At 60.6% G+C, this 25,679-nt stretch carries 24 protein-coding genes; 16 read left to right on the top strand and 8 right to left on the bottom strand.

Annotation, left to right across the window (positions count from 1 at the left end; translation table 11 throughout):
- Window positions 1-138 precede the first annotated feature (138 nt).
- Window positions 139-1,515 carry a glutamine synthetase family protein gene (locus AB4N47_RS07290; protein WP_007918694.1) on the bottom strand — a complete coding sequence of 459 codons (1,377 nt, stop codon included), beginning with the start codon at window positions 1,513-1,515 and terminating at the stop codon, window positions 139-141.
- Window positions 1,516-1,797: 282 nt separating this feature from the next.
- On the opposite strand from AB4N47_RS07290, the gene AB4N47_RS07285 reads away from it, so the two are divergent.
- The 5 genes from AB4N47_RS07285 to AB4N47_RS07265 all read left to right on the top strand — a co-directional run bounded on the left by AB4N47_RS07285 (window position 1,798) and on the right by AB4N47_RS07265 (window position 7,143).
- Window positions 1,798-2,559: a gamma-glutamyl-gamma-aminobutyrate hydrolase family protein gene (locus tag AB4N47_RS07285; RefSeq protein WP_341637211.1), complete on the top strand. Its 762-nt coding sequence runs from the start codon at window positions 1,798-1,800 to the stop codon at window positions 2,557-2,559.
- Window positions 2,560-2,928: 369 nt separating this feature from the next.
- Entirely contained in the window at window positions 2,929-4,071 is a 1,143-nt protein-coding gene (gene potA, locus AB4N47_RS07280) for a polyamine ABC transporter ATP-binding protein (protein WP_341637210.1), read from the top strand.
- Window positions 4,068-4,982: an ABC transporter permease subunit gene (locus AB4N47_RS07275; RefSeq protein WP_024013334.1), complete on the top strand. Its 915-nt coding sequence runs from the start codon at window positions 4,068-4,070 to the stop codon at window positions 4,980-4,982. The genes potA and AB4N47_RS07275 overlap by 4 nt, the downstream gene beginning before the upstream one ends.
- The gene (locus AB4N47_RS07270) at window positions 4,979-5,851 is read left to right on the top strand and encodes an ABC transporter permease subunit (protein WP_186566520.1); all 873 of its coding nucleotides are present in this window, start codon (window positions 4,979-4,981) and stop codon (window positions 5,849-5,851) included. Before AB4N47_RS07275 ends, AB4N47_RS07270 begins: the two co-directional genes overlap by 4 nt.
- 194 nt (window positions 5,852-6,045) lie before the next feature.
- Entirely contained in the window at window positions 6,046-7,143 is a 1,098-nt protein-coding gene (locus tag AB4N47_RS07265; protein ID WP_281893669.1) for a polyamine ABC transporter substrate-binding protein, read from the top strand.
- Between the two features lie 244 nt (window positions 7,144-7,387).
- On the opposite strand, the gene thpR is transcribed toward AB4N47_RS07265, so the two are convergent.
- On the bottom strand, window positions 7,388-7,927 hold the full coding sequence (gene thpR, locus AB4N47_RS07260) for an RNA 2',3'-cyclic phosphodiesterase (protein WP_341637209.1): 540 nt from the start codon (window positions 7,925-7,927) through the stop codon (window positions 7,388-7,390).
- A gap of 106 nt (window positions 7,928-8,033) precedes the next feature.
- Between thpR and AB4N47_RS07255 the strand changes: the two genes are divergently transcribed.
- Window positions 8,034-8,228 (top strand): hypothetical protein, encoded by a 195-nt coding sequence (locus AB4N47_RS07255; protein WP_110600946.1) that lies wholly within the window; start codon window positions 8,034-8,036, stop codon window positions 8,226-8,228.
- Between the two features lie 65 nt (window positions 8,229-8,293).
- On the opposite strand, the gene AB4N47_RS07250 is transcribed toward AB4N47_RS07255, so the two are convergent.
- Window positions 8,294-9,436: an HlyD family secretion protein gene (locus AB4N47_RS07250; RefSeq protein WP_110600944.1), complete on the bottom strand. Its 1,143-nt coding sequence runs from the start codon at window positions 9,434-9,436 to the stop codon at window positions 8,294-8,296.
- Window positions 9,433-11,088, bottom strand: coding sequence for an MFS transporter (locus tag AB4N47_RS07245; protein ID WP_341637208.1), 1,656 nt, complete (start codon window positions 11,086-11,088; stop codon window positions 9,433-9,435). The genes AB4N47_RS07250 and AB4N47_RS07245 overlap by 4 nt, the downstream gene beginning before the upstream one ends.
- A 309-nt stretch (window positions 11,089-11,397) precedes the next feature.
- Between AB4N47_RS07245 and AB4N47_RS07240 the strand changes: the two genes are divergently transcribed.
- The 6 genes from AB4N47_RS07240 to AB4N47_RS07215 all read left to right on the top strand — a co-directional run bounded on the left by AB4N47_RS07240 (window position 11,398) and on the right by AB4N47_RS07215 (window position 17,646).
- Window positions 11,398-12,693: an OprD family porin gene (locus AB4N47_RS07240; protein WP_341637207.1), complete on the top strand. Its 1,296-nt coding sequence runs from the start codon at window positions 11,398-11,400 to the stop codon at window positions 12,691-12,693.
- Between the two features lie 272 nt (window positions 12,694-12,965).
- Window positions 12,966-13,790: an NAD-dependent epimerase/dehydratase family protein gene (locus AB4N47_RS07235; RefSeq protein WP_110645549.1), complete on the top strand. Its 825-nt coding sequence runs from the start codon at window positions 12,966-12,968 to the stop codon at window positions 13,788-13,790.
- A gap of 43 nt (window positions 13,791-13,833) precedes the next feature.
- Window positions 13,834-14,727, top strand: coding sequence for an SMP-30/gluconolactonase/LRE family protein (locus tag AB4N47_RS07230; RefSeq protein ID WP_460154445.1), 894 nt, complete (start codon window positions 13,834-13,836; stop codon window positions 14,725-14,727).
- Between the two features lie 61 nt (window positions 14,728-14,788).
- Window positions 14,789-15,763 carry a TRAP transporter substrate-binding protein gene (locus AB4N47_RS07225; protein WP_341637205.1) on the top strand — a complete coding sequence of 325 codons (975 nt, stop codon included), beginning with the start codon at window positions 14,789-14,791 and terminating at the stop codon, window positions 15,761-15,763.
- Window positions 15,764-15,838: 75 nt separating this feature from the next.
- On the top strand, window positions 15,839-16,366 hold the full coding sequence (locus AB4N47_RS07220) for a TRAP transporter small permease (protein WP_016775190.1): 528 nt from the start codon (window positions 15,839-15,841) through the stop codon (window positions 16,364-16,366).
- A complete protein-coding gene (locus AB4N47_RS07215) occupies window positions 16,366-17,646 on the top strand; it encodes a TRAP transporter large permease (RefSeq protein WP_016775191.1) in 1,281 nt (426 codons plus the stop codon). The genes AB4N47_RS07220 and AB4N47_RS07215 overlap by 1 nt, the downstream gene beginning before the upstream one ends.
- Window positions 17,647-17,740: 94 nt before the next feature.
- On the opposite strand, the gene AB4N47_RS07210 is transcribed toward AB4N47_RS07215, so the two are convergent.
- The 3 genes from AB4N47_RS07210 to AB4N47_RS07200 form a co-directional block, all read right to left on the bottom strand.
- Window positions 17,741-18,541, bottom strand: a complete 801-nt coding sequence (locus AB4N47_RS07210) for a sulfite exporter TauE/SafE family protein (RefSeq protein ID WP_151552484.1) — start codon at window positions 18,539-18,541, stop codon at window positions 17,741-17,743.
- A gap of 10 nt (window positions 18,542-18,551) precedes the next feature.
- A complete protein-coding gene (locus AB4N47_RS07205) occupies window positions 18,552-19,796 on the bottom strand; it encodes an NAD(P)/FAD-dependent oxidoreductase (RefSeq protein ID WP_341637204.1) in 1,245 nt (414 codons plus the stop codon).
- 168 nt (window positions 19,797-19,964) lie between these two features.
- On the bottom strand, window positions 19,965-20,306 hold the full coding sequence (locus tag AB4N47_RS07200) for an ArsR/SmtB family transcription factor (RefSeq protein ID WP_016775194.1): 342 nt from the start codon (window positions 20,304-20,306) through the stop codon (window positions 19,965-19,967).
- Window positions 20,307-20,398: 92 nt separating this feature from the next.
- Here AB4N47_RS07200 and AB4N47_RS07195 point away from each other — a divergent pair, with 92 nt between their 5' ends.
- Complete coding sequence (locus tag AB4N47_RS07195) at window positions 20,399-21,262, top strand: MBL fold metallo-hydrolase (protein ID WP_016775195.1); 864 nt, start codon at window positions 20,399-20,401, stop codon at window positions 21,260-21,262.
- Between the two features lie 167 nt (window positions 21,263-21,429).
- Here AB4N47_RS07195 and bkdR read toward each other — a convergent pair whose 3' ends face one another.
- Window positions 21,430-21,918: a Bkd operon transcriptional regulator BkdR gene (gene bkdR / locus AB4N47_RS07190; protein ID WP_016775196.1), complete on the bottom strand. Its 489-nt coding sequence runs from the start codon at window positions 21,916-21,918 to the stop codon at window positions 21,430-21,432.
- A gap of 184 nt (window positions 21,919-22,102) precedes the next feature.
- On the opposite strand from bkdR, the gene AB4N47_RS07185 reads away from it, so the two are divergent.
- Genes AB4N47_RS07185 through AB4N47_RS07175 form a run of 3 tightly spaced genes read left to right on the top strand, consistent with a single transcriptional unit; the run spans window position 22,103 to window position 25,673 of the window.
- Window positions 22,103-23,338: a 3-methyl-2-oxobutanoate dehydrogenase (2-methylpropanoyl-transferring) subunit alpha gene (locus AB4N47_RS07185; protein ID WP_071172847.1), complete on the top strand. Its 1,236-nt coding sequence runs from the start codon at window positions 22,103-22,105 to the stop codon at window positions 23,336-23,338.
- Between the two features lies 1 nt (window position 23,339).
- Window positions 23,340-24,398: an alpha-ketoacid dehydrogenase subunit beta gene (locus tag AB4N47_RS07180; protein ID WP_003224000.1), complete on the top strand. Its 1,059-nt coding sequence runs from the start codon at window positions 23,340-23,342 to the stop codon at window positions 24,396-24,398.
- Window positions 24,399-25,673 carry a dihydrolipoamide acetyltransferase family protein gene (locus tag AB4N47_RS07175; protein ID WP_341637203.1) on the top strand — a complete coding sequence of 425 codons (1,275 nt, stop codon included), beginning with the start codon at window positions 24,399-24,401 and terminating at the stop codon, window positions 25,671-25,673.
- Window positions 25,674-25,679 lie beyond the last annotated feature (6 nt).

The raw sequence follows: 25,679 nt of genomic DNA, 5'->3' as shown, positions 1-25,679 counted from the left end.
ACTCATCCAAATTGATAACCCGATCCCCTGTGGGAGCGAGCCTGCTCGCGAAAGCGTCGTGTCAGGCAACAAAATTCTGACTGACATACCGCATTCGCGAGCAGGCTCGCTCCCACATTGGATCGGTGGTGTATGTGATCACACCGTATGCAGATACCAGTTGTACTCAAGGTCAGAAATCGAGTTCTCGAACTCGGCCAGCTCGCTTTCCTTGCACGCGACGAACACGTCGATGTACATCGGGTCGATGTAGCGCGCCATGACTTCGCTGTCGTCGAGCTCGCGCAGGGCGTCGCGCAGGTTGTTCGGCAGGCTCTGCTCGTTCTGCTCGTAGCTGTTGCCTTCGACCGGCGCGCCGGGCTCGATCTGGTTGGTCAGGCCGTGGTGAATGCCGGCCAGTACCGACGCCATCAGCAGGTACGGGTTGGCATCGGCACCGGCGACGCGGTGTTCGATGCGCACGGCATCCGCCGAACCGGTTGGCACACGCACGGCCACGGTGCGGTTGTCGATGCCCCAGCTCGGCGAGTTCGGCACATAGAATTGCGCGCCGAAGCGGCGGTACGAGTTGACGTTCGGGCAGAGAAACGCCATTTGCGCCGGCAGGGTCTCGAGCACACCGCCGATCGCGTGACGCAGTGCGGCGTTCTGCTCGGGATCCTCGCTGGCGAAGATGTTGTTGCCTTCTTTGTCCAGAATCGAAATGTGCACGTGCAGACCGTTGCCGGCCTGGCCCGGATAAGGCTTGGCCATGAAGGTCGTGTCCATCTCGTGGTCGTAGGCGATGTTCTTCACCAGACGCTTGAGCAGGACCGCGTAATCGCAGGCCTTGATCGGGTCGGAGACGTGATGCAGGTTGACTTCGAACTGCGCCGGGGCGCTTTCCTTGACGATGGCGTCAGCGGGAATGCCCTGCTCTTTCGCGCCTTCGAGGATGTCTTGCAGGCAGTCGACGTATTCGTCGAGGTCGTCGATCAGGTAGACCTGAGTCGACACCGGACGCTTGCCGGATACCGGTGAACGTGGCGATTGCGGACGGCCATTCACGTTGTCCTGGTCGATCAGGTAGAACTCGAGTTCGAACGCCGCGCAGATGGTCAGGCCAAGGTCGTCGAATTTGCGCACAACGTTGGCCAGCACTTCACGCGGGTCGGCGAAGAACGGCTGGCCTTCGATCTCGTGCATGGTCATCAGCAGTTGAGCGGTCGGGCGTTTTTGCCACGGCTCGATGCTCAGGGTGCCGGGGATCGGGTAGCAGATGCGATCAGCATCGCCAATATCCAGGCCCAGGCCGGTGCTTTCCACCGTCGAGCCGTTGATGTCCAGCGCGAACAACGACGCCGGCAGGTTGATGCCTTTTTCGTACACCTTATGAAGACTGGTGCGTTCGATGCGCTTGCCGCGCACCACACCGTTCATATCCGCAATCAGAAGGTCGACGTACAAAACCTCAGGATATTTCTTAAGGAATGCGTTGGCTTCGTTGAGTTGAACGGTACGCAGAGGGACCGACATGATGCACCTATTTAGCTGTTAATTATTATGTTCACCACCGTGTTGCGCAGCCAGTCAATCCGAAAGGCAAAGTGAAGTCAATAGCGAACACCCTGCCCTGCAGCCTTTATTTTTCGGGCTTTTCTTAACACTCTCGTGCCATATCCGCCGGCAAACCCCGGTAAACCTGAGCGATTTGATGAATGGCGTTTAGAATTTTTTACATGGCAGTTGTTAATTAAAATCAACGAGGCTAAGCTCCGGAAAAGCTCGTTCAAGTGACAGACTTCGAGGTGAATAAAAATGGCATTCAAGCCATTGATCGGCGTTACTGCGTGCGTCAAACAGATTGGCCTGCACCCCTATCACATCAGCGGCGACAAGTACGTACGTGCTGTCAGCGTTGGCGCTCAAGGGTTGCCAGTGGTCATTCCTTCCCTCGGCAACCTGACTGAAATCGATGACCTGCTCGGTCAGCTCGACGGTCTGTTGCTCACTGGCTCCCCCTCGAACGTGGAGCCCTTCCACTATCAAGGCCCGGCCAGTGCACCCGGCACGGATCACGATCCGGCTCGCGACGCGACCACCCTTCCTTTATTGCGTGCAGCCATAGCGGCGGGCGTTCCGGTGCTCGGCATCTGCCGTGGCTTCCAGGAAATGAATGTGGCGTTTGGCGGCAGCCTGCATCAGAAGGTGCACGAGCTGCCCGGCATGCTCGACCACCGTGAAGCCGACAGCCCGGATGTGGCGGTGCAATACGCCCCGGCCCATGCGGTCAGCGTGATCGCTGGCGGCGTGTTCGAAGCGCTGGAGTTGCCCGACGAATTTCAGGTCAATTCGATTCACAGCCAAGGCATCGACCGCCTCGCCCCCGGCCTGCGTGCTGAAGCCGTGGCGCCGGACGGTTTGATCGAAGCGATCTCGGTCGAGCACAGCCCGACCTTCGCCCTCGGCGTGCAATGGCATCCGGAATGGCAAGTGCTGGACAACCCGAACTACCTGAGGATTTTCCAGGCGTTTGGCGCGGCGTGCCGGCAACGGGCGGCGAGGCGCACTCAGCGCTGACGCAATCCCAAACCAGATAACGATTTACTGCCCCCACGGCTGGCGGGTGTGCGTTTGCACATCCGCCCGTCGTGAACCGCAACACCCGTGATAACAACAAGTACGACCCAGGCAGCCAGGACGGCGGCGCCGAACAAGCCGGATCGGCACGGACAAAGGCCACTCAGGTCAACGCATATCCCCTGTGGTAGCGAGCCTGCTCACGAAAGCGGTGTATCAGCAAACGATGATGTCGACTGACACTCCGTATTCGCGAGCAGGCTCGCTCCCACAGGTTCTGCGCCAGCTGACAGGCATTCCGGACCGCTCCGCAATCCACTTAAGCCCGGCCACATTGGCCAGGCACACGACACCTGTTGGGAGTTTCACATGGCAAACGCCTCCAGCACTTACCGCAAGGCACTCGAAGGTCAGCAGCAACCGAAAAAGGTGCTGGTGAAAGTCGATCGTGTCACCAAGAAGTTCGACGAAACCGTGGCCGTGGACGATGTGTCCCTGGAGATCCATCAGGGCGAGATTTTCGCGCTGCTGGGCGGTTCCGGTTCGGGCAAATCGACTCTGCTGCGCATGCTCGCCGGTTTCGAGCGGCCGACCGAGGGGCGGATTCTGCTCGATGGCGTGGACATCACCGACATGCCGCCTTACGAGCGGCCGATCAACATGATGTTCCAGTCCTACGCACTGTTCCCGCACATGACCGTGGCACAGAACATCGCCTTCGGCCTCAAACAGGACCGCTTGCCGGCCAGCGAAATCGATGCCCGTGTCGAAGAAATGCTGCGTCTGGTGCACATGACCCAATACGCCAAGCGCCGCCCGCACCAGTTGTCCGGCGGCCAGCGTCAGCGCGTGGCGCTCGCCCGCTCGTTGGCCAAACGGCCGAAGTTATTGCTGCTCGACGAGCCGATGGGTGCGCTGGATAAAAAGCTGCGTTCGCAGATGCAGCTTGAGCTGGTGGAAATCATCGAGCGCGTTGGCGTGACCTGCGTCATGGTCACCCACGACCAGGAAGAAGCCATGACCATGGCCCAGCGCATCGCGATCATGCACCTGGGCTGGATCGCGCAGATCGGCAGCCCGGTGGACATTTATGAAGCGCCGGTCAGCCGCATGGTCTGCGAATTCATCGGCAACGTGAACGCTTTCGACGGCACTGTGGTGGAAGATCTGGAAGGCCACGCGATCATTCACAGCCCCGACTTGCAGCAGAAGATCTTTGTCGGTCACGGCGTCAGCACGTCGGTGCAGGACAAGTCGATCACCTACGCCATCCGCCCGGAAAAAATGCTCGTCAGCACCACCCAACCGGAGTTCCGCTACAACTGGTCCGAAGGCAAGGTCCACGACATCGCCTACCTCGGCGGCCACTCTGTGTTTTACGTCGAGCTGCCCGGCGGCAAGATCGTCCAGTCGTTCATGGCCAATGCCGAACGCCGTGGCGCGCGGCCGACCTGGGACGACAAGGTCTACGTCTGGTGGGAAGATGACAGCGGCGTGGTGCTGCGCTCATGAGAACTTTCAATCAGCAATTCTTGCGCCTGGTGCCCAGCGGACGAAAACTGGTGATCGGCATTCCGTTCATCTGGCTGTTCCTGTTTTTCATGCTGCCGTTCTTTCTGGTGATGAAGATCAGCTTCTCGGAAGCCGCGCTGTCGATCCCGCCGTACTCGGAGATCTATACCTTCGCCGAACAGAAATTCCAGCTGCTGCTGAACATCGGCAACTACACCCTGCTCGGCGAAGACGAACTGTACCTGTCGGCGTATCTCGGCTCGCTGAAGGTCGCGGCACTAAGCACGCTGATGTGCCTGGTGATCGGTTTCCCGATGGCCTACGCGATCACGAAGACCGGCAAGGAAACGCAAAACGTCCTGCTGCTGTTGATCATGATGCCGACCTGGACGGCGATCCTGATCCGCGTGTATGCGTGGATGGGCATCCTCAGCAACAACGGTCTGCTCAACGGGTTCCTGATGTGGACCGGGCTCACCGATCACCCGATCGAGATCCTCAACACCAACACTGCGGTGTACATCGGCGTGGTCTATGCCTATCTGCCGTTCATGGTGCTGCCGCTCTACGCCAACCTGGTCAAGCACGACAACAGCCTGCTGGAAGCCGCGCAGGATCTGGGTTCGAGCAACTTCAACAACTTCTGGAAGATCACCGTGCCGCTGGCCAAGAACGGCATCATTGCCGGTTGCATGCTGGTGTTCATTCCGGTAGTCGGCGAGTTCGTGATCCCGGAACTGCTGGGTGGCCCGGAGACGCTGATGATCGGTCGCGTGCTGTGGCAGGAGTTCTTCAATAACCGCGACTGGCCGGTGGCTTCTGCGCTGGCGGTGGTGATGCTGTTGATCCTGATTGTGCCGATTCTGCTGTTCAACCGCAGCCAGGCCAAAGAGATGGAGGCACGGGGATGAAACGCTTCAACTTTTCCAAGTTCATGCTGATCTTCGGCTTGATGTTCATTTATCTGCCGATGCTGATTCTGGTGATCTACTCGTTCAACGCCTCGAAACTGGTGACGGTGTGGGGCGGCTGGTCGATCAAGTGGTATGTCGGCCTGCTCGACAACACGCAACTGATGGGCTCGGTGCTGCGCTCGCTGGAGATCGCCTGCTACACCGCGATTGCCGCTGTGGCACTGGGCACCCTCGCCGCCTTCGTCCTGACGCGGGTGACGCGCTTCAAGGGTCGCACGCTGTTTGGTGGCCTGGTGACCGCGCCGTTGGTGATGCCGGAAGTGATCACCGGTCTGTCGCTGTTGCTGCTGTTCGTGGCGATGGCGCAACTGATCGGCTGGCCGCAGGAGCGCGGCATCGTCACCATCTGGATCGCCCACACCACGTTTTGTGCCGCTTATGTGGCGGTGGTAGTCTCCGCGCGCCTTCGCGAGCTGGATCTGTCGATCGAAGAAGCGGCGATGGACCTCGGCGCCAAACCATTCAAAGTGTTTTTCCTGATCACCATTCCAATGATCGCGCCGTCGCTGGCCGCCGGCGGAATGATGTCGTTTGCCTTGTCGCTGGACGATCTGGTGCTGGCGAGTTTTGTCTCCGGGCCGGGCTCGACGACGCTGCCGATGGAGGTGTTCTCGGCGGTGCGTCTGGGTGTGAAGCCTGAGATCAACGCCGTGGCCAGCCTGATTCTGCTGGCTGTGTCGCTGGTGACTTTCCTGGTCTGGTATTTCGGCCGCAAGGCAGAGGCCAACCGCAAAAAAGCGATCCAGGAAGCGATGGATCAGACGGCGAATGAGTCGTGGCAACAGCCGGCAGCGGCGACTGCCTAAGCAACACCGATGAACAACTGTGGCGAGGGGATTATCCCCGTTGGGCTGCGAAGCGGCCCCTGCAGTTCTACCTGAAGACTCCGTATTCAGGTTTTGCGACTGCTTCGCAGCCGAGCGGGGATAAATCCCCTCGCCACAAGGTTCAAGTGCACCGAGCTTTTGTTTTGTTGAATAAGAAGAAGGGAGTTGTACCGATGAAAATGTTTGGCAGGACTCTGCTGACACTGTCCTTAATGGGCGCAATGGTCATGGGCGCCCAGGCCAACGACAAGGTGCTGCGTGTTTACAACTGGTCCGATTACATCGCGCCGGACACCGTGAAAAAGTTCGAAGACGAGACCGGCATTCGCGTGACCTACGACGTCTTCGACAGCAACGAAACCCTGGAAGCGCGCCTGCTCGCGGGCAAATCCGGCTACGACATCGTCGTGCCGTCGAACAGTTTCCTGGCCAAGCAGATCAAGGCCGGCGTCTACCAGCCGCTGGACAAGTCGAAGCTGCCGAACTGGAAGAATCTCAACCCGGTATTGCTGAAAAACGCATCCGCCAGTGATCCGGACAACGCGCATGCGTTCCCGTACATGTGGGGCTCGATCGGCATCGGTTTCAATCCGGCGAAGGTCAAGGAAGTACTCGGCGCCAACGCCCCGACCAACTCCTGGGACTTGCTGTTCAAACCGGAGAACGCGGAAAAGCTCAAAGCCTGCGGCATCAGTTTCCTCGATTCGCCGACCGAAATGCTCCCGGCCGCCCTGCACTATCTGGGCTATCCGGTGAACGATAAGGACAAGGCGCACATCGCCGAAGCCGAAGCGCTGTTCATGAAAATCCGCCCGTACGTGGCGTACTTCCATTCCTCGAAATACATCTCCGATCTGGCCAACGGCAACATCTGCGTGGCGGTCGGTTACTCCGGCGACGTCCTGCAGGCCAAGGCTCGCGCGGTGGAATCGGGCAACAACGTGGTGATCGACTACGGCATTCCCAAGGAAGGCGCCGGCAGCTTCTACGACATGGTCGCCATCCCCCGGGATGCGGCGAACGTCGACAATGCCTACCTGTTCATGGACTTCCTGATGCGCCCGGACATCATCGCCGAAGTCACCAACAGCATCGGCTACAGCAACGCCAACGCAGCGGCCACGCCACTGGTGGACGAAGCGATCCGCAACGAACCGGGCTCGTATCCGTCGCAAGCGGTGATGGCGACGTTGTATGCAGTGCCGGATCAGCCGATTGCCACGCAGCGGATCATGACCCGTGGCTGGACGCGGGTGAAGCTCGGGAAATAAAAACAGCGATGATCAAAATGTGGGAGCGAGCCTGCTCGCGAAGGCGGTAGGACAGGCGACGAAAATATTGGATGTGCCGACGCTTTCGCGAGCAGGCTCGCTCCCACAATGAAGCAATGCAGTGCTGAAAATTTTCCGTTCACGCAGCGCCTTACCACCGCTGCACCCTGCTCTGAACGGCCTCACCCGGCTCCCTCGGCTCGGGTGAATTTGCAGGCGCCTTCGGGCGCCTTTTTTTGTCCGTTCAGATCAGCGGCCAGTCGTGCAAAACCCGATAGCGACCCTTGTGCGATTCGAACAAGCCGAAGCGTTCAGCGCGCAGGAAAAACTCCGGCGGCGTGCGCGATTCCGGCTCCGGCGCGCGGTACTCCCGCGCCAGTGTCAGGTGCGGGCGGAACTCGTGGGTGGGCTCGTCAAAACCGAACGGCAGCATCGCCTGCTCCAGTGCGTAGACCAGGCGCAACAACGCGGGCGGCGCCTGTTCCGGTGCCAGCGATAGCACACCGGGGCGATGCCAGACCTGCAAGCGATCCAGCGCAATGCGCAACGTTTCGCCGGGAATACGCACACTGCCCGCTGCTTCGCAGACGCCGTGAATCTGCGCCAGCGGCACCGCACCGAGAAACAGCAGAGTCAGATGAAAGTTATCCGCCGGCACCGGTTTGCCGCTGCGCAGGCCCAGTTCCGCGCGCCACTGGGCGATTGCCTTGCGCTGCGCCGGTGGGCAGTCCAAAGCGAAAAACAGCCGTTTCGACGGTTCATCCCTGCGCACTTCATCCATCATCGCCCTGCCCCCAAATCGTCATGATCGCGCCGATTCTACACAGCCTGTTCTGACGACTCGCGACAGGAAGCTATAGTTCAAGGATTGCCATCAACCGGAGGCTGCCATGCGCGAGATCCTCAGCAAAGAACCCTGGTGGGCCCGGCCACCGCATCCCGGACAGGACGAAAGCGAACTGGAATGGGGCTGGCTGGTGCATTACAGCGAAGGCGAACCGCGCTTCGAATTCGTTCGCGAGAGACCCAGCGACGAGCAGATCCGCAACCGCAAAAGTTGCCGGGTCACTCCCTCGGCCGAGTGAATAGAGCCCGTGCGCACTAATCCTGTGGGAGCGAGCAGGCTCGCTCCCACAGGGTCATGCATTGATCAGTGGGGTTGGGTGTCGCCGGCGGCGGTGTCGATGCTGACAACCACTGACATCCCCGGCCGCAAGCGTTCTTCTTCCTGCTGATCGGGATCGATGGTGATGCGCACCGGCACGCGCTGGGCGATCTTGACGAAGTTGCCGGTGGCGTTGTCGGCCTGCAGCAAGGCAAATTCCGAGCCGGTGCCCGGCGAAATATGCTGCACATGGCCGGTGAATCTGCGGTGGTTCAAGGCGTCGACGGTGAAGCGTACCGGTTGCCCGACCCGCACGTTGGCCATCTGGGTTTCCTTCATGTTGGCGATCACCCACTTCTGGTCCGGGACCAACGCCATCAGCTGCGCGCCGGAGTTGACGTAGGCCCCCAAGCGCACGCCGATCTGCCCGAGCTGACCGTCGCGCGGGGCGACGATGCGTGTGTTCGACAGATCGATCCTCGCCAGTTGCACCGCTGCTTCGGCACTGGCCACGGCGGCCTCCAGCGAGCCGCGATTGACGATCACCGTTTGCAGATCCTGCCGGGCGATTTCCAGATTGGCCTTGGCCTGCGCCACAGAAGCCGTGCTTTGCGCGTTGGCAGCGAGGGTCACGTCAAATTCGCGCTTGGACACCGAGCCGTCGCGCACCAGCTCCTGATTACGCCGCAGATCGGCCTCGCTCTTGCGCAACTGCGCCTGGCTATCGGCAAGCACCGCCTGACGCAATTTGATCGTCGCTTCGGCGCTGTTGCGCTGCTGCACGACGTTGGCCAATCCGGCTTTCTGCACCGCCAGTTGTGCCAGGGACTGGTCGAGGCGTTGCTGATAAATGCGGTCGTCCAGACGCACCAGCAGATCCCCGGCCTTGACGTACTGGAAGTCCTGCACCGGCACCTCGAACACATAGCCGCTGAGCTGCGGGCCGATGATCGTCACCTGCCCGCGAATCAAGGCGTTTTCGGTGGTTTCGACCGCACTGCTGAATGGCGGCAGTTGCCACGCATACAGCACGATCAGCACGCCGACGATGGCGATTGCAGCAAAGCCCAGCGAAGAAATGATCCGCACCCGCAGCGAACGCGGCGCGGTGTTGGGTGATGACGGCGGCGCCTCCCCTTCAGGTGTGGCGGCGATGGCGTTGGTGGTTGTGGTGGTCGGTTCGGTCATGAAGAAGTGGCACCGCTGGGTCGTACGGAAGGTGTCGGCTCAATGGCTTTGGTGGTGCTCATCAGCCACAACGCGCGAATCGAAAGCCAGATCATGGTCAGGACGGCAATGACCGCGATCAGCATGAAGACATCGTTATAGGCCAGCACGTTCGCTTCGCGTGTCGCCGCATTGGCGAGGCTGCGAATGCCGGCCAGATTGCGCAGGCTCGGGTCGGCGAGCAAACCGCCGAAGGCCGAGCCGCCGCTCTGCACCCGCGCGGCCACCAACGGGTCGGACATCACCAGATGATCGACGATGTGGCTGGAATGGTACTTCTCCCGCACGATCTGAAAAGTGCCGAGCAACGCCGCGCCGAGCAGTCCGCCGAGGTTATTGCAGATCCCGAACAGCACGGAAAAGCTCACCAGGTTGCGCGGATTGGTCAGCACGTTGCGCGTGCCGAAAACCATGGTCGGGCCGAGAAAAAACGTACTGCCGAACGCCAGCAGGAACTGGCTGAAATACATGTTTTCGGGGCGGGTCAGGTTGTTCGAGAAGCTGTCCATCACCGAACCAGTGGCCATCAGCGCCAAGGAAATGATCAAGGGCATCAGCAAGTGTTTGGGGTCGATAGTCAGTGCGCTGGTGGCAAGCCCGGCGATGCTGCCGATCAGCATCACCACGTACAGACTGTGCAACTGCTCATAGCCCATGTTGAGGTTCTGCATGAACCCCACAGCGCCGGTGGATTGCTCCGAGGTGACCATGCGAATCAGGGTCACCGCCAGCGCCAGGCGGATCATCGTTCCGCTGCCCAGCCAGCGGGTCATCAACATCGGGTTGCTGCGGTTGTGCTCGATGGCCAGGCCCATGATGATCAGCGCGATCGAACAGGCCAGCGCCACGCCGATCCAGTCTGCCTCCAGCCACCAGTCGATCCGCCCCAGCGACAGCACCGCGCACAACAACGCCACACCCGTGGCGAGGATGGCGAAGGTGAGGAAATCGAGTTTTTCAAAGGTTTTGAAGCGGTCACCGGGCGGCAGCTTCAGCAGCAAGACACAGCCGAGTGACAGCAGGGCCATGCCCAATTCGAACAAGTACAAACCGCGCCATTCGGCGATCTGCAACAGGTCTTCGGAAAACAGCCGCGCCAGCGGTAACGCCAATTGCGACGTGCCGAGGCCGAGCACCAACGCTTTGAGCCGCCACTTCGCCGGGAACGCCTGGACCATGTAATACAGACCCAGCGAGCTCAGTGCCGCACCGACCATGCCGTGGGCAGCCCGCACCGCCACTGCCGAGTTGAGATCGTTGACGAACAAATGGCCGAAGGTCACTAGGGCATACAGCACCAGAAACACCTCGGTGAACGCGCGCAAGCCGAACTGCTGGCGAAACTTCACCAGCAGCAGGTTCATCGACACGTTGGTCATCACATACGCCGCCGGCAGCCAGGCCATCTCCGCCGTGGTCGCGCCGAGCGAGCCTTGCAGGTAAGGCAGGTTGGCAACCACCAACGAGTTGCCCAACCCACCAGTCACCGCTACCAGCACGCCAACCGCCGCATAAGCCAGGCGCTTGGGCGTGGAGTGCAGAGGTGTCGACGGAGAACCGGGCAGGCTGGGCTTTTCGTGGGGTTGCCAGTTGCGCGGGGCGTATTTATCCATGGATCGGCCTGGTGCTGGGGGTAGAGGAAGTTTGCCGCAATTTGACAGGCAATACACGACTCGACGGACACCAAGGAACCCGGTGGGAGCGAGCCTGCTCGCGAAAGCGCTGTGTCAGTCGACAACTTCATTGAAGGAAAGTCCGCATTCGCGAGCAGCCTCGCTCCCACAGGGGTTCTGCGTCGCATGGGAGGCCATCGCATAACTTCCAGTTGACAATCCCCGTAAATCTGGGAAATATCCGCATCGATGTTGTACGACGACGTATAACAAATAATAAAAACAACAAACGATCCAGGGAGCGTCACAGTGAGCCCACTCGCCCGCAATTCCGTCCGCCCGTCACGTTTTGCCCATTTCAAACCGCGTTCGACCCTCAGCCTGATCGGTTGCAGCAGCCTCGCTCTGGCCCTGCCGATGAGCGCCGATGCCGAAGGCTTTCTTGACGACAGCAAAGCCACGCTGAACCTGCGCAACGCCTACTTCAACCGCAACTTCGTCAACCCGGCCAATCCGCAGGGCAAGGCTGAAGAATGGACGCAGAACTTCATTCTCGACGCCAAATCCGGCTTCACCCAGGGCACCGTCGGCTTCGGCCTCGACATCCTTGGCATGTACTCGCAGAAGCTCGATGGCGGCAAAGGCACTGGCGGTACGCAGTTGTTGCCGATTCATGATGACGGTCGCCCGGCCGACAATTTCGGTCGCCTCGGCGTGGCGCTGAAAGCCAAAGTCTCGAAGACCGAATTGAAAGTCGGTGAATGGATGCCGGTGCTGCCGATCCTGCGCTCTGACGATGGCCGCTCCCTGCCGCAGACCTTTCGCGGTGGCCAGATCACGTCCACCGAGATCAACGGCCTGACCGTTTACGGCGGCCAGTTTCGTGGCAACAGCCCGCGCAACGACGCGAGCATGGAAGACATGTCGATGAACGGCCGCGGTGCGTTCACCTCCGATCGCTTCAACTTCGGCGGCGGCGAATACACCTTCAACGAAAAGCGCACCATGGTCGGCGTGTGGTACGCCGAGCTCACCGACATCTACCAGCAGCAGTATTTCAACCTCAGCCACAGCCAGCCGATGGGCGACTGGACGCTGGGCGCCAACCTCGGTTTCTTCACCGGCAAGGAAGACGGCAGCGCTCAGGCCGGCGATCTCGACAACAAGACCGCGTTCGCCCTGCTCTCGGCCAAGTACGGCGGCAACACTTTCTACGTCGGCCTGCAGAAACTCACCGGCGACGATGCCTGGATGCGCGTCAACGGCACCAGCGGCGGCACACTGGCCAACGACAGTTACAACGCCAGTTATGACAACGCCAAAGAGCGCTCCTGGCAGGTGCGTCACGACTACAACTTCGTTGCGCTGGGCGTGCCTGGCCTGACCCTGATGAACCGCTACATCAGCGGCGATAACGTACACACCGCCACCACCAATGACGGCAAGGAATGGGGCCGCGAATCGGAACTGGCCTACACCGTGCAGAGCGGCCCGCTGAAGAATCTCAACGTGAAATGGCGCAACGCGACCATCCGCCGGGACTTCAGCACCAACGAATTTGACGAGAACCGGATTTTCATCAGCTATCCGATTTCGTTGTTGTAACGGTTGGCGGTTTACCCTGTGGGAGCGAGCTTGCTCGCGAAAGCGCCGGACCAGTCGATTTGTTCTGACTGGCACACCGCATTCGCGAGCAGGCTCGCTCCCACAAGGGAATTGCATTGCAAGGCAGGTATCGGGTCTTGAGAAAATGAATCGCCCCTTCCGTCATCTACACCAAAAGTCGCGTTGACAAGATCCGGAAACCCTACCGATACTTCAGCGCAGTCATACGACAACCTACAACAAACCTAATAACAATGTGTTCAGGGATTGCCATGACGTCTACCTCTACCCCCCGCGCTCCTTTCAACCGCCTGCTGCTGACCGGTGCCGCCGGCGGCCTGGGCAAAGTGCTGCGCGAACGCCTGCGCCCTTACGCCAATGTGCTGCGCCTGTCCGACATCGCCGCCCTCGCCCCGGCCGTCGATGACCACGAAGAAGTCGTGCTCTGCGACCTCGCCGACAAGCAAGCCGTGCATCAACTGGTCGAAGGGGTCGATGCGATCCTGCATTTCGGCGGCGTTTCGGTCGAGCGCCCGTTCGAAGAAATCCTCGGTGCCAACATCAGCGGCGTGTTCCACATTTACGAAGCGGCGCGCAAGCACGGTGTGAAGCGCGTGATCTTCGCCAGCTCCAACCACGTCATCGGTTTCTACAAACAGGACCAACAGCTCGACGCCACTTCGGCGCGTCGTCCCGATGGTTACTACGGCTTGTCCAAGTCCTACGGCGAAGACATGGCCAGCTTCTACTTCGATCGCTACGGCATCGAAACCGTCAGCATCCGCATTGGCTCCTCGTTCCCCGAACCGCAGAACCGCCGGATGATGCACACCTGGCTGAGCTTCGACGATCTCACGCAACTGCTCGAACGCTCGCTGTACACACCGAACGTCGGCCACACCGTGGTCTACGGCATGTCCGCCAACAAAGACGTCTGGTGGGACAACCGCTACGCCAGCCACCTCGGTTTCGAAGCCAAGGACACCTCGGAAGTGTTCCGCGACAAGGTCGAAGCGCAACCGATGCCAGCCGACGATGACCCGGCGCGGATCTATCAGGGCGGCGCTTTCGTCGCAGCAGGCCCGTTCGGCGACTGACCGTTCGACTTGATCCCCTCCAATAAAAACCATGGGAATGAGTATGCAAGCCGAATTGATCGTCGACGCCCGCAACGCGGTCGGTGAAAGCCCGGTCTGGGTGCCGCAGGAAAACGCTCTGTACTGGGTCGATATTCCCAACGGCGGACTGCAACGCTGGAGCGCTGACACTGGCCATGTTGCCTCGTGGAAGGCCCCGGAAATGCTCGCCTGCATCACCCGCCACCGCAGTGGTGGCTGGGTCGCTGGCATGGAAAGCGGCTTCTTTCGCCTGCACCCGCACAGCGACGGCAGCCTCGACAGCGAATTGCTCGCGACTGTCGAGCACAGCCGCGTCGACATGCGCCTCAACGACGGTCGCTGCGATCGCCAAGGGCGTTTCTGGGCGGGCAGCATGGTGCTCAACATGGGCCTGAACGCGCCTGAAGGCCGGCTCTATCGCTACGGCGCCGGGCAGACGGGCGTGATCGAAGCGCAGCTGGATGGCTTCATCGTGCCCAACGGCCTCGGTTTCAGCCCTGACGGCAAGACCATGTACCTGTCGGATTCGCACCCCGATGTGCAACTGATCTGGGCCTTCGATTACGACACCGAGACCGGCACGCCATCGAATCGCCGAATCTTCGTCGACATGAATCATTTCCCCGGCCGCCCCGATGGAGCTGCCGTGGACGCCGAAGGCTGCTACTGGATCTGCGCCAACGACGCCGGCCTGATCCACCGTTTCGCCCCGGATGGCCGACTGGATTTCTCGCTGGAAGTACCGGTGAAGAAACCGACCATGTGCGCTTTCGGCGGCAGCAACCTGGACACCTTGTTTGTCGCCTCGATTCGCCCCGGCGATGACCATAACCCGCAATCCCTGGCCGGCGGCGTGTTCGCCCTGAAGCCAGGCGTCAAAGGCCTCGCCGAACCGCAATTCAACGATTTGCTTTAGACCCTCTGCTGCACCGCTGCGCCTTGAACACAAAAATAACAAGACTGGAGACTCACCCCCCATGAACTTCAAACGCACCTTGCTCGCCGCTGCACTCCCGCTGATGTTCACCTTTGCCGGTGCCGCTCAGGCGGAAATGAAACTCAAATTTGCCGACATTCACCCCGCCGGTTATCCAACCGTGGTGGCTGAAGAAAACATGGGCAAGGCCCTGACCAAGGAAACCAACGGCGAACTGACTTTCCAGTATTTCCCGGGCGGTGTGCTGGGATCGGAAAAGGAAGTCATCGAGCAGATGCAGGTCGGCGCGGTGCAGCTGTCGCGCGTCAGCCTGGGCATCGTCGGCCCTGTGGTGCCGGATGTGAACGTGTTCAACATGCCGTTCATCTTCCGCGACCAGCAACACATGCGTAACGTCATCGATGGCCCGGTGGGCGATGAGATTCTCGACAAGATCACCAACTCCGAATTCGGCCTGGTGGCCCTGGCGTGGATGGACGGCGGCACGCGCAACATCTACACCAAGAAACCGGTGCGCAAGCTCGAAGACCTCAAGGGCATGAAGATCCGCGTACAGGGCAACCCGATGTTCATCGACATGATGAACGCCATGGGCGGTAACGGCATCGCCATGGACACCGGGGAGATCTTCAGCGCCCTGCAGACCGGCGTGATCGACGGCGCGGAAAACAACCCGCCGACCCTGCTCGAACACAACCACTTCCAGAACGCCAAGTTCTACAGCCTGACCGGTCACCTGATCCTGCCAGAGCCGATCGTGATGTCGAAAATCACTTGGGAAAAACTCACCCCGGATCAACAGAAGATGGTGAAAACGGCGGCCAAGGCTGCCCAGGCTGAAGAACGCGTGTTGTGGGACAAGAAGTCCGCTGCCAGCGAAGAGAAACTCAAGGCCGCTGGGGTCGAGTTCATCGAAGTCGACAAGAAACCCTTCTACGACGCCACCGCACCGGTACGGGAAAAGTACGGCGCGAAGTACGCCGACCTGATCAAAAAGATCGAAGCCGTTCAGTAACGCCTCCCGCTCTGTACTCATGAAAAAGGCCCGGCGCGCCAGCGGTTCAGGCGCGCCCGGTTACGGTGGAACCCGATGAAGAATCTGCTGCTGCGTATCAACGACAAGATCTACATGACGTGCATCTGGGTCGCCGGCCTTTCCGTCCTGGCGATTTCCCTGATGATTCCCTGGGGCGTCTTCGCCCGTTACGTGCTCGGCACCGGCTCCAGCTGGCCAGAGCCGACGGCGATCCTGCTGATGATGGTGTTCACCTTCATCGGCGCCGCCGCCAGTTACCGCGCCGGTGCGCACATGGCCGTGGCCATGCTCACCGACCGCATGCCACCGCAGCTGAAATCCGCAGCGGCGATTTTTTCGCAACTGCTGATGGCGGCCATCTGCATCTTCATGACCATCTGGGGGACCAAGCTGTGCATGTCCACCTGGAACCAGTTCATGGCCGCCCTGCCCGATCTGCGGGTTGGCGTGACCTATTTGCCGATCCCCCTGGGCGGCCTGCTGACGCTGATTTTTGTCGTGGAAAAACTCTTGCTCGGTGACCAGAGCAAACGTCGGGTCGTGCAGTTCGACCTGGTTGAAGAAAGTGAAGGTGCCGTTTAATGGACGCTCTGATCCTGCTGGGCAGTTTTATCGTATTGATCCTGATCGGCATGCCGGTCGCCTACGCGTTGGGCGCCGCTGCGCTGATCGGCGCTTGGTGGATCGACATTCCCTTCCAGGCGGTGATGATCCAGGTCGCCTCGGGGGTGAACAAATTCTCGCTGCTGGCCATTCCGTTCTTCGTCCTCGCCGGCGCGATCATGGCCGAGGGCGGGATGTCCCGGCGGTTGGTGGCGTGTGCCGGGGTGCTGGTCGGTTTCGTGCGCGGTGGTCTGTCGCTGGTCAACATCGTTGCCTCGACGTTCTTCGGCGCGATCTCCGGTTCGTCGGTGGCCGACACCGCGTCGGTGGGTTCGGTGCTGATTCCGGAGATGGAGCGCAAGGGTTATCCACGGGACTTCTCCACCGCCGTGACCGTCAGCGGTTCGGTGCAAGCCCTGCTGACTCCGCCAAGCCACAACTCGGTGCTCTACTCGCTGGCCGCTGGCGGTACGGTGTCGATCGCTTCGCTGTTCATGGCCGGCATCGTCCCGGGCCTGCTGATGAGCGCCTGCCTGATGGTGCTGTGCCTGATCTTCGCGAAAAAGCGCAACTACCCCAAGGGCGAAGTGATTCCGATGCGCCAGGCGCTGAAGATCGTCGGCGAAGCCCTGTGGGGCATGATGGCGATGGTGATCATCCTCGGCGGCATTCTCTCGGGTATTTTCACCGCCACTGAATCGGCGGCCATCGCCGTGCTGTGGTCATTCTTCGTGACCATGTTCATCTACCGCGACTACAAATGGAGCGAGTTGCCCAAGCTGATGCACCGCACGGTGCGCACCATCTCCATTGTGATGATCCTGATCGGTTTCGCCGCCAGCTTCGGCTACATCATGACCCTGATGCAGATTCCGGCGAAGATCACCACGCTGTTCCTGACCCTGTCGGACAACCGCTACGTGATCCTCATGTGCATCAACGTCATGCTGCTGTTGCTCGGCACGGTGATGGACATGGCGCCGCTGATCCTGATCCTCACGCCGATCCTGATGCCAGTGATCATGGGTATTGGCGTCGATCCGGTGCAGTTCGGCATGATCATGCTGGTCAACCTGGGGATCGGATTGATAACACCGCCCGTGGGGGCCGTGCTCTTCGTCGGCTCGGCGGTGGGCAAGGTCAGTATCGAAAGCACGGTGAAAGCGCTGCTGCCGTTCTATGGCGTGCTGTTCCTGGTGCTGCTGCTGGTGACCTACGTTCCGGCGATTTCGCTGTGGCTGCCGCACCTGGTGTTGTAACCCGCTGAGAAGATCGCAGCCTTCGGCAGCTCCTACAGGAACGCAATCTCTTGTAGGAGCTGTCGAGTGCAACGAGGCTGCGATCTTTTGCTCTTCACGCCCGCAACAACATGTACCCCGCCACCACCAGACAGACACTGGCAAACCCCACCTGCAACGCCCGCGCCGGCACCTGCGCGCACAGCCTGCGACCGATGAGCATGCCAACGATACTGGCGACAATGAACGCCGCGCCCTGGCTGTCGATACGCACCCCCGCATGAAACGCGCCGATCACCCCGATCGCGGAAATCAGACTGATCACCATCAATGACGTCGCAACGATGCCGCGCATCTGCACATCGGTCAGTTGCTTGAACGCCGGCACGATCAGAAAGCCGCCGCCGACGCCAAGTAAACCCGAAACCACGCCAGTAACCGCTCCCAGTGCAGCCAGGGTGGCGGTGCATTTGGCGGTCCAGTCGAAGCGCCCGGTCTGCTCGTTGAGCATGCAGTTTTTCTGCCCCCAACTGGCATGGCCGTGATCGCTCGGCCCCGCTTGCTGACGCTCCTTTCTGAACATCCGCCAAGCGACCAGGACCATCAGCAGGCTGAACAGGATCATCAGAATCTTTTCCGGCAACTGATGTGCGAAGTAGATCCCCAGCGGCGAAAACACCGCGCCCAACGCGGCAATCAACAGCGCCGCGCGGTAACGCACCAGGCCATGGCGCAAACCGTCGATCGCCCCGACCGCCGCCGCGCTGCCGACCGCAAACAAGGCCACCGGCGCCGCTTGCGTCATCGTCCAGCCGAGCCCGAGCACCAGCGCCGGCACCGCGAGAATCCCGCCGCCCGCGCCAGTCAGGCCGAGGACCAACCCCATCACCACGCCAAACAGACTTGCCAGCAACATAGGGGTTTTCTCAGTCGACCCTGGACAGACGCGTCAGCCACTCGCGGCCCTTGAGCATGCCGTGCCAGTAGAACCACGGCAGCAACGTCGCCTTCAGCCACCACGCCGAACGGCGGGCCACGGTCGGGTCCAGCGGGAAAGTCGGCAGCAGTTTGCCGCCATAGCCGAACTCGGCGAGGATCACCTTGCCCTTCTCCACCGTCAGCGGGCACGAGCCGTAGCCGTCGTACTTGAGCGGCAGCGGCTGTTGTTTGCGCGCGGCCAGCAGGTTCTGCGCAACGACGACCACCTGCTTGCGCACCGCCGCCGCGGTTTTCGCGTTGCTGGTGCCGCAGATATCGCCCAGTGCAAACACGTCTGGATAGCGCGGATGCTGCAGGCTGTGCGGATCGACCTCGCACCAACCGCCGGCATCGGCCAGCGCACTCTGGGCGATGAAATCCGGCGCGACTTGTGGCGGCACGACGTGCAGCAGATCGAAGGTTTTCGCGACCCGGCTGACATTGCCGTCGGCGTCCTTTACTTCAAACCACGCGGTTTTCGCCGGGCCGTCGACCTTGACCAGATTCGAGTTGAACGCCAGTTGCGCGTCGTACTGTTCGATGTACTTCATCAACGGCGGCACAAAGGTCGGCACGCCAAACAGCGCAGCGCCAGCGAGATTGAATTCGACATTGATATCTTTCAGCACGGCGGATTTGCGCCAGTAATCGCAAGACAGGTACAGGGCTTTTTGCGGCGCGCCGGCGCATTTGATCGGCATCGCCGGCTGGGTGAACAGCGCCCGGCCATCGCGCAGTTTCTGCACTTGATCCCAAGTGTACTGGGCGTGTTGATAGCTGTAGTTGGAGGTGACGCCGTGCTGACCGAGGCTTTCCTGCAAGCCTTCGACTTTTTCCCAGGCCAGGCGCAGGCCGGGGCAGACGACCAGGTTTTGATAGCTGACGGTGCGCTGGTCGTCGAGGGTGAGTTGGCGGCTTTGCGGGTCGATGGCGCTGACACTGGCCTGAATCCACGTCGCCTGCCGTGGCATGACTTGGCTCATCGGCCTGACGGTGTCTTTCACATCAAACGCGCCACCGCCGACCAGCGTCCACGCCGGTTGATAGTAGTGCTGTGAACTCGGTTCGATCACGGTGACTTTAAGTTGCGGGTCACGCTTGAGCAGGCTGGCGACAAAACCGATGCCGGCCGTGCCACCGCCGATGACCACGATGTCCGCACTGATGGATGGGCCCCAGTGTTGATCGTTCATTGCTTGTTCCTTTTGCTGCACGCAAGGATTTGTTCGGGTCAAACCAAAGAACCTGTGGGAGCTGGCTTGCCAGCGAAAGCGGTGTGTCAGTCACATAAATATTGGCTGATAAGTCCTCATCGCTGGCAAGCCAGCTCCCACAGGGTAAGTAAGTGTTAGGGCTGGCATTTATGGCTGTTCCCAGCTCTTGAGTACCGCTCCGCAATAGAGCCCCGAGAGGGTCTTCATCACCTGGATCACTTCGTGACTGGCCAGGCCGTAGAAAATGTATTTGCCTTCGCGGCGGGTCGCGACCAGGCCTTCATCGCGCAAGATGCCCAGTTGTTGGGAAAGCGTCGGCTGGCGTACGCCGGTCATCTTTTCCAGCTCGCCGACGTTGCGTTCGCCCTGGGTCAGTTGACAGAGAATCAACAGACGATCCTCATTGGCCAGGGCTTTGAGCAAGGCGCAGGCTTTGGACGCCGAGGCGCGCAGTTGGGCGACTTCACATTCGGTCAGACTGGATTGCATTTGCACGAGGCCTTGAAGGTCACTTAAGCTGCGAACATTATGTTTTTACATAAACTGTTGCAACTCGAAATTCCTCAGCACAGGTTTCTGCCATGCCCGCCCTGATTGAAGCGTTCCTCGACCCCGCCTCCTCGACCTACAGCTACGTGGTCTATGAAGCCGACGGCGGCCAGTGCGCGATCGTCGACCCGGTGCTCGACTATGATGGCGCCGCCGGGCGCACCGGCACGGCGCAGGCGGACAAGATCATCGCTTTCGTGCGCGCGCATCGGCTGCAAGTGCAATGGCTGCTGGAAACCCACGCCCACGCCGACCACCTCTCCGCCGCGCCGTACCTGCGTCGTGAACTGGGCGGCAAGATCGCCATCGGTGAATCGATCAGCAAAGTGCAGAATGTGTTCAAGGCGCTGTTCAATCTGGAGCCGGAATTTTGCGTCGATGGCTCGCAGTTCGATCATCTGTTCGCGCCGAACGAGTCGTTCATGATCGGCAATCTCAAGGCCACCGCCCTGCACGTCCCCGGCCATACGCCAGCGGACATGGCGTACCTGATCGACGGCGAGCAGATCCTGGTGGGTGACACGCTGTTCATGCCCGATGTCGGCACCGCGCGCTGTGATTTCCCTGGCGGCAATGCGCAGCAATTGTTCAAGTCGATCCAGAAGCTGCTGGCGTTTCCCGCCAGCGTGAAGCTTTACGTCTGCCACGATTACCCGCCCGAGGGCCGCGCCTCACAGTGCCAGACCACTGTCGGCGAACAGCGCAAAAGCAATATTCATGTGCATGACGGGATCGATGAAGCGGCGTTCGTCGAGATGCGCACGACACGTGACGCTGGGTTAGGCATGCCGACGTTGCTGCTGCCGGCGATTCAGGTGAACGTGCGGGCGGGGAATCTGCCGGCGCCTGAGGACAATGGCGTGGTTTACCTGAAGATTCCGCTTAACAAACTCTGACGGTTCGGCAACGCAGCCTCCAGCAGCGCCAACTGATCGTTCCCACGCTCCGCGTGGGAATGCATCCCGTGACGCTCTGCGTCACTTCTTGAGGCGGAACGCGGAGCGTCCCTGGCGGCATTCCCACGCGGAGCGTGGGAACGATCGGCGTCTGCAGGTCAGTCGTATCAATTGCCCAACGTCAGGCCATTCGCCGGCAATGGCAACGCGGTCTTGTAGCGCACCTGCTTGAGCGCAAAGCTCGAGCGAATGTTCGCCACCCCCGGCACCTTGGTCAGAAAATCCATCATGAAGCGTTCCAGCGACTGAATGCTCGGCACCAGCACGCGAATCAGATAATCCGGATCACCCGCCATCAAGTAGCACTCCATCACCTCAGGCCGATCAGAAATCGCTTCCTCGAAATGCTGCAACGCCTCCTCTACCTGCTTTTCCAGGCTGACGTGAATGAACACGTTCACGTGCAGCCCCAGCAGATCGGCATCCAGCAGCGTGACCTGCTCGCGAATCAAGCCCAATTCTTCCATGGCCTTGACCCGGTTGAAGCACGGCGTCGGCGACAGGTTCACCGAGCGAGCGAGGTCGGCGTTGGTGATGCGCGCGTTCTCCTGAAGACTGTTGAGAATGCCGATGTCGGTACGGTCCAGTTTGCGCATGAGACAAAACCACCTGTTTTTTATGTTTATGCAGAATTTCTATCTGCAAATGGTCGCCAGCGCAACGAAACACAGAGAAATATTCTTCTTGGCCACGCCTATGATTGTTGTAGGACAAGATTTCCTCATCCCGGAATGACTGCCAGCTCACTACAAGAAATTCACAAGATCGAGCGTAGAAGCCATGACCCAAGCGTATGAACCGCTGCGCCTGCACGTCCCTGAACCCTCGGGCCGTCCCGGCTGCAAAACCGATTTTTCCTACCTGCATCTGACCGATGCCGGTACGGTGCGCAAACCTCCTGTTGATGTAGAACCTGCCGATACCGCCGACCTCGCCCGTGGCCTGATTCGCGTGCTCGACGATCAGGGCAACGCCCTCGGCCCGTGGGCCGAAAACGTGCCGGTAGAAATCCTGCGCAAAGGCATGCGCGCGATGCTCAAGACGCGCATCTACGACAACCGCATGGTCGTCGCCCAGCGGCAGAAAAAGATGTCGTTCTACATGCAGAGCCTTGGCGAAGAAGCCATCGGCAGCGCCCAGGCGTTGGCGCTGAACATCGATGACATGTGCTTCCCCACCTACCGCCAGCAAAGCATCCTCATGGCTCGCGATGTGCCGCTGGTCGACCTGATCTGCCAACTGCTGTCCAACGAGCGCGATCCACTCAAGGGCCGCCAGTTGCCGATCATGTACTCGGTCAAGGACGCCGGTTTCTTCACCATATCAGGCAACCTCGCCACCCAGTTCATTCAGGGCGTTGGCTGGGGCATGGCCTCGGCGATCAAGGGCGATACCAAAATCGCCTCGGCGTGGATCGGTGACGGCGCCACTGCCGAATCGGACTTCCACACCGCCCTCACCTTCGCTCACGTTTATCGCGCGCCGGTGATCCTCAACGTGGTCAACAACCAGTGGGCTATTTCCACGTTCCAGGCCATCGCCGGCGGTGAAGCCACGACTTTCGCCGGACGCGGCGTCGGTTGCGGCATCGCCTCGCTGCGTGTCGATGGCAACGACTTCTATGCGGTCTACGCCGCTTCCGCCTGGGCTGCCGAACGCGCCCGGCGCAACCTCGGCCCGACCATGATCGAATGGGTCACCTACCGCGCCGGCCCGCACTCGACCTCCGACGATCCATCGAAATACCGCCCTGCCGATGACTGGAGCCACTTCCCGCTCGGCGATCCGATCGCGCGTCTGAAACAGCACTTGATCAAAGTCGGCCACTGGTCGGAAGAAGAACACGCGGCCGTCAGCGCCGAACTCGAAGCCGAAGTGATTGCCGCGCAGAAACAGGCCGAACAGTACGGCACCCTCGCCGGCGGGCAGATTCCAAGCGCCGCGACCATGTTCGAAGACGTCTACAAAGAGATGCCGGAGCACTTGAAGCGCCAGCGTCAGCAGTTGGGGATCTGACATGAACGATCACAACAACAATATTCAGTTGGAAACCGCCATGACCACGACCACCATGACCATGATCCAGGCCCTGCGCTCGGCCATGGATGTGATGCTTGAGCGTGATGACAACGTCGTCGTCTTCGGTCAGGACGTCGGCTACTTCGGCGGCGTGTTCCGCTGCACCGAAGGCCTGCAGACCAAGTACGGCACCTCACGGGTGTTCGACGCACCGATCTCGGAAAGCGGCATCGTCGGCGTCGCCGTCGGCATGGGCGCCTACGGTTTGCGTCCGGTCGCCGAAATCCAGTTCGCCGACTACGTCTACCCCGCCTCCGACCAGATCATTTCCGAAGCAGCGCGTCTGCGTTATCGCTCGGCCGGCGAGTTCACCGCACCGATGACCCTGCGCATGCCATGCGGCGGTGGCATCTACGGCGGCCAGACCCACAGCCAGAGTATCGAGGCGATGTTCACTCAGGTCTGCGGTCTGCGCACGGTCATGCCGTCCAACCCGTACGACGCCAAAGGCTTGCTGATCGCCTCCATCGAAAACGATGACCCGGTGATCTTCCTCGAGCCGAAACGCCTGTACAACGGCCCGTTCGACGGCCACCACGACCGCCCGGTGACCCCGTGGTCGAAACACCCGCAAGCCCAGGTGCCGGACGGTTACTACACCGTGCCGCTGGACGTTGCCGCGATCACTCGTCCGGGCAAGGACGTGACGGTGCTGACCTATGGCACCACCGTTTATGTCTCGCAAGTCGCGGCCGAAGAATCCGGCGTCGATGCCGAAGTCATCGACCTGCGCAGCCTGTGGCCGCTGGATCTGGAAACCATCGTCAAGTCGGTGAAGAAAACCGGTCGCTGCGTGGTGGTTCACGAAGCCACCCGCACCTGCGGTTTCGGCGCCGAGCTGGTATCGCTGGTGCAGGAGCATTGCTTCCATCACCTGGAAGCGCCGATCGAGCGCGTCACTGGTTGGGACACTCCCTACCCGCACGCGCAGGAGTGGGCGTATTTCCCAGGGCCGTCCCGCGTGGGCGCGGCGTTGAAACGGGTCATGGAGGTCTGAATGGGCACGCACGTTATCAAGATGCCGGACATCGGCGAAGGCATCGCAGAAGTAGAACTGTCGCAGTGGCACGTCAAGGTTGGCGATCTGGTGGTTGAAGACCAGGTGCTGGCGGATGTGATGACCGACAAGGCGATGGTCGATATTCCGTCGCCGGTGCACGGGAAAGTGATTGCCCTTGGTGGTCAGCCGGGTGAAGTGATGGCGGTCGGCAGTGTGCTGATCAGCATCGAGGTTGAAGGTGCCGGCAACCTTAAAGAGTCCGCCGCGCCTGCGCCGGTCAAAGAAGCACCGGTTGCGCCGAACGTTGAAGCCGCTGTCGAAAGCAAACCCGCCGCAGCCGCCGCACCACGTCCGGCTGCCGTTTGCCAGGGCCCGATGGTCGCTCGCGAAGCGGATGAACGCCCGCTAGCCTCGCCAGCCGTGCGCAAACATGCGCTGGATCTGGGCATTCAATTGCGCTTGGTGCGCGGTTCCGGCCCGGCCGGTCGCGTGTTGCATGACGACCTGGAGGCCTATCTGGCGCAAGGTCAGTCGAACGCTTCGGCGCCGGCCGCTGCCGCTTATGCCCAGCGCCACGACGAAGAACAGATTCAAGTGATCGGCATGCGCCGCAAGATCGCCCAGCGCATGCAGGACGCCACGCAGCGCGCAGCGCATTTCAGCTATGTCGAAGAAATCGACGTCACCGCGATCGAAGAACTGCGCGCGCATCTGAATGAAAAACATGGCGCCAGCCGTGGCAAGTTGACCTTGTTGCCGTTCCTCGTTCGCGCGCTGGTTGTCGCCCTGCGCGACTTCCCGCAGATGAACGCCCGTTACGACGACGAAGCGCAAGTCATCACCCGCCTCGGCGCGGTGCATGTCGGCGTCGCCACGCAAAGCGATGTCGGCCTGATGGTGCCCGTGGTGCGTCACGCCGAAACGCGCAGCCTGTGGGACAGCGCCGCGGAAATTTCGCGTTTGGCCAACGCCGCGCGCAATGGCAAGGCCAGCCGCGATGAGCTGTCCGGTTCGACCATTACTCTGACCAGTCTCGGCGCATTGGGCGGCATTGTCAGCACGCCGGTGCTGAACCTGCCGGAAGTGGCCATTGTCGGCGTAAACAAAATCGTCGAACGGCCAATGGTGGTCAAAGGCCAGGTAGTGATCCGCAAGATGATGAACCTCTCCAGCTCCTTCGATCATCGCGTGGTCGACGGCATGGATGCGGCGCTCTTCATTCAGGCCATTCGTGGCTTGCTCGAACAACCCGCCACCTTGTTTGTGGAGTAAGCCCGA

The organism is Pseudomonas sp. S3_G06 (assembly GCF_054667565.1).
Note: the sequence above shows the minus strand (reverse complement) of the source record. Positions and strands in the feature narration are given on the sequence as shown.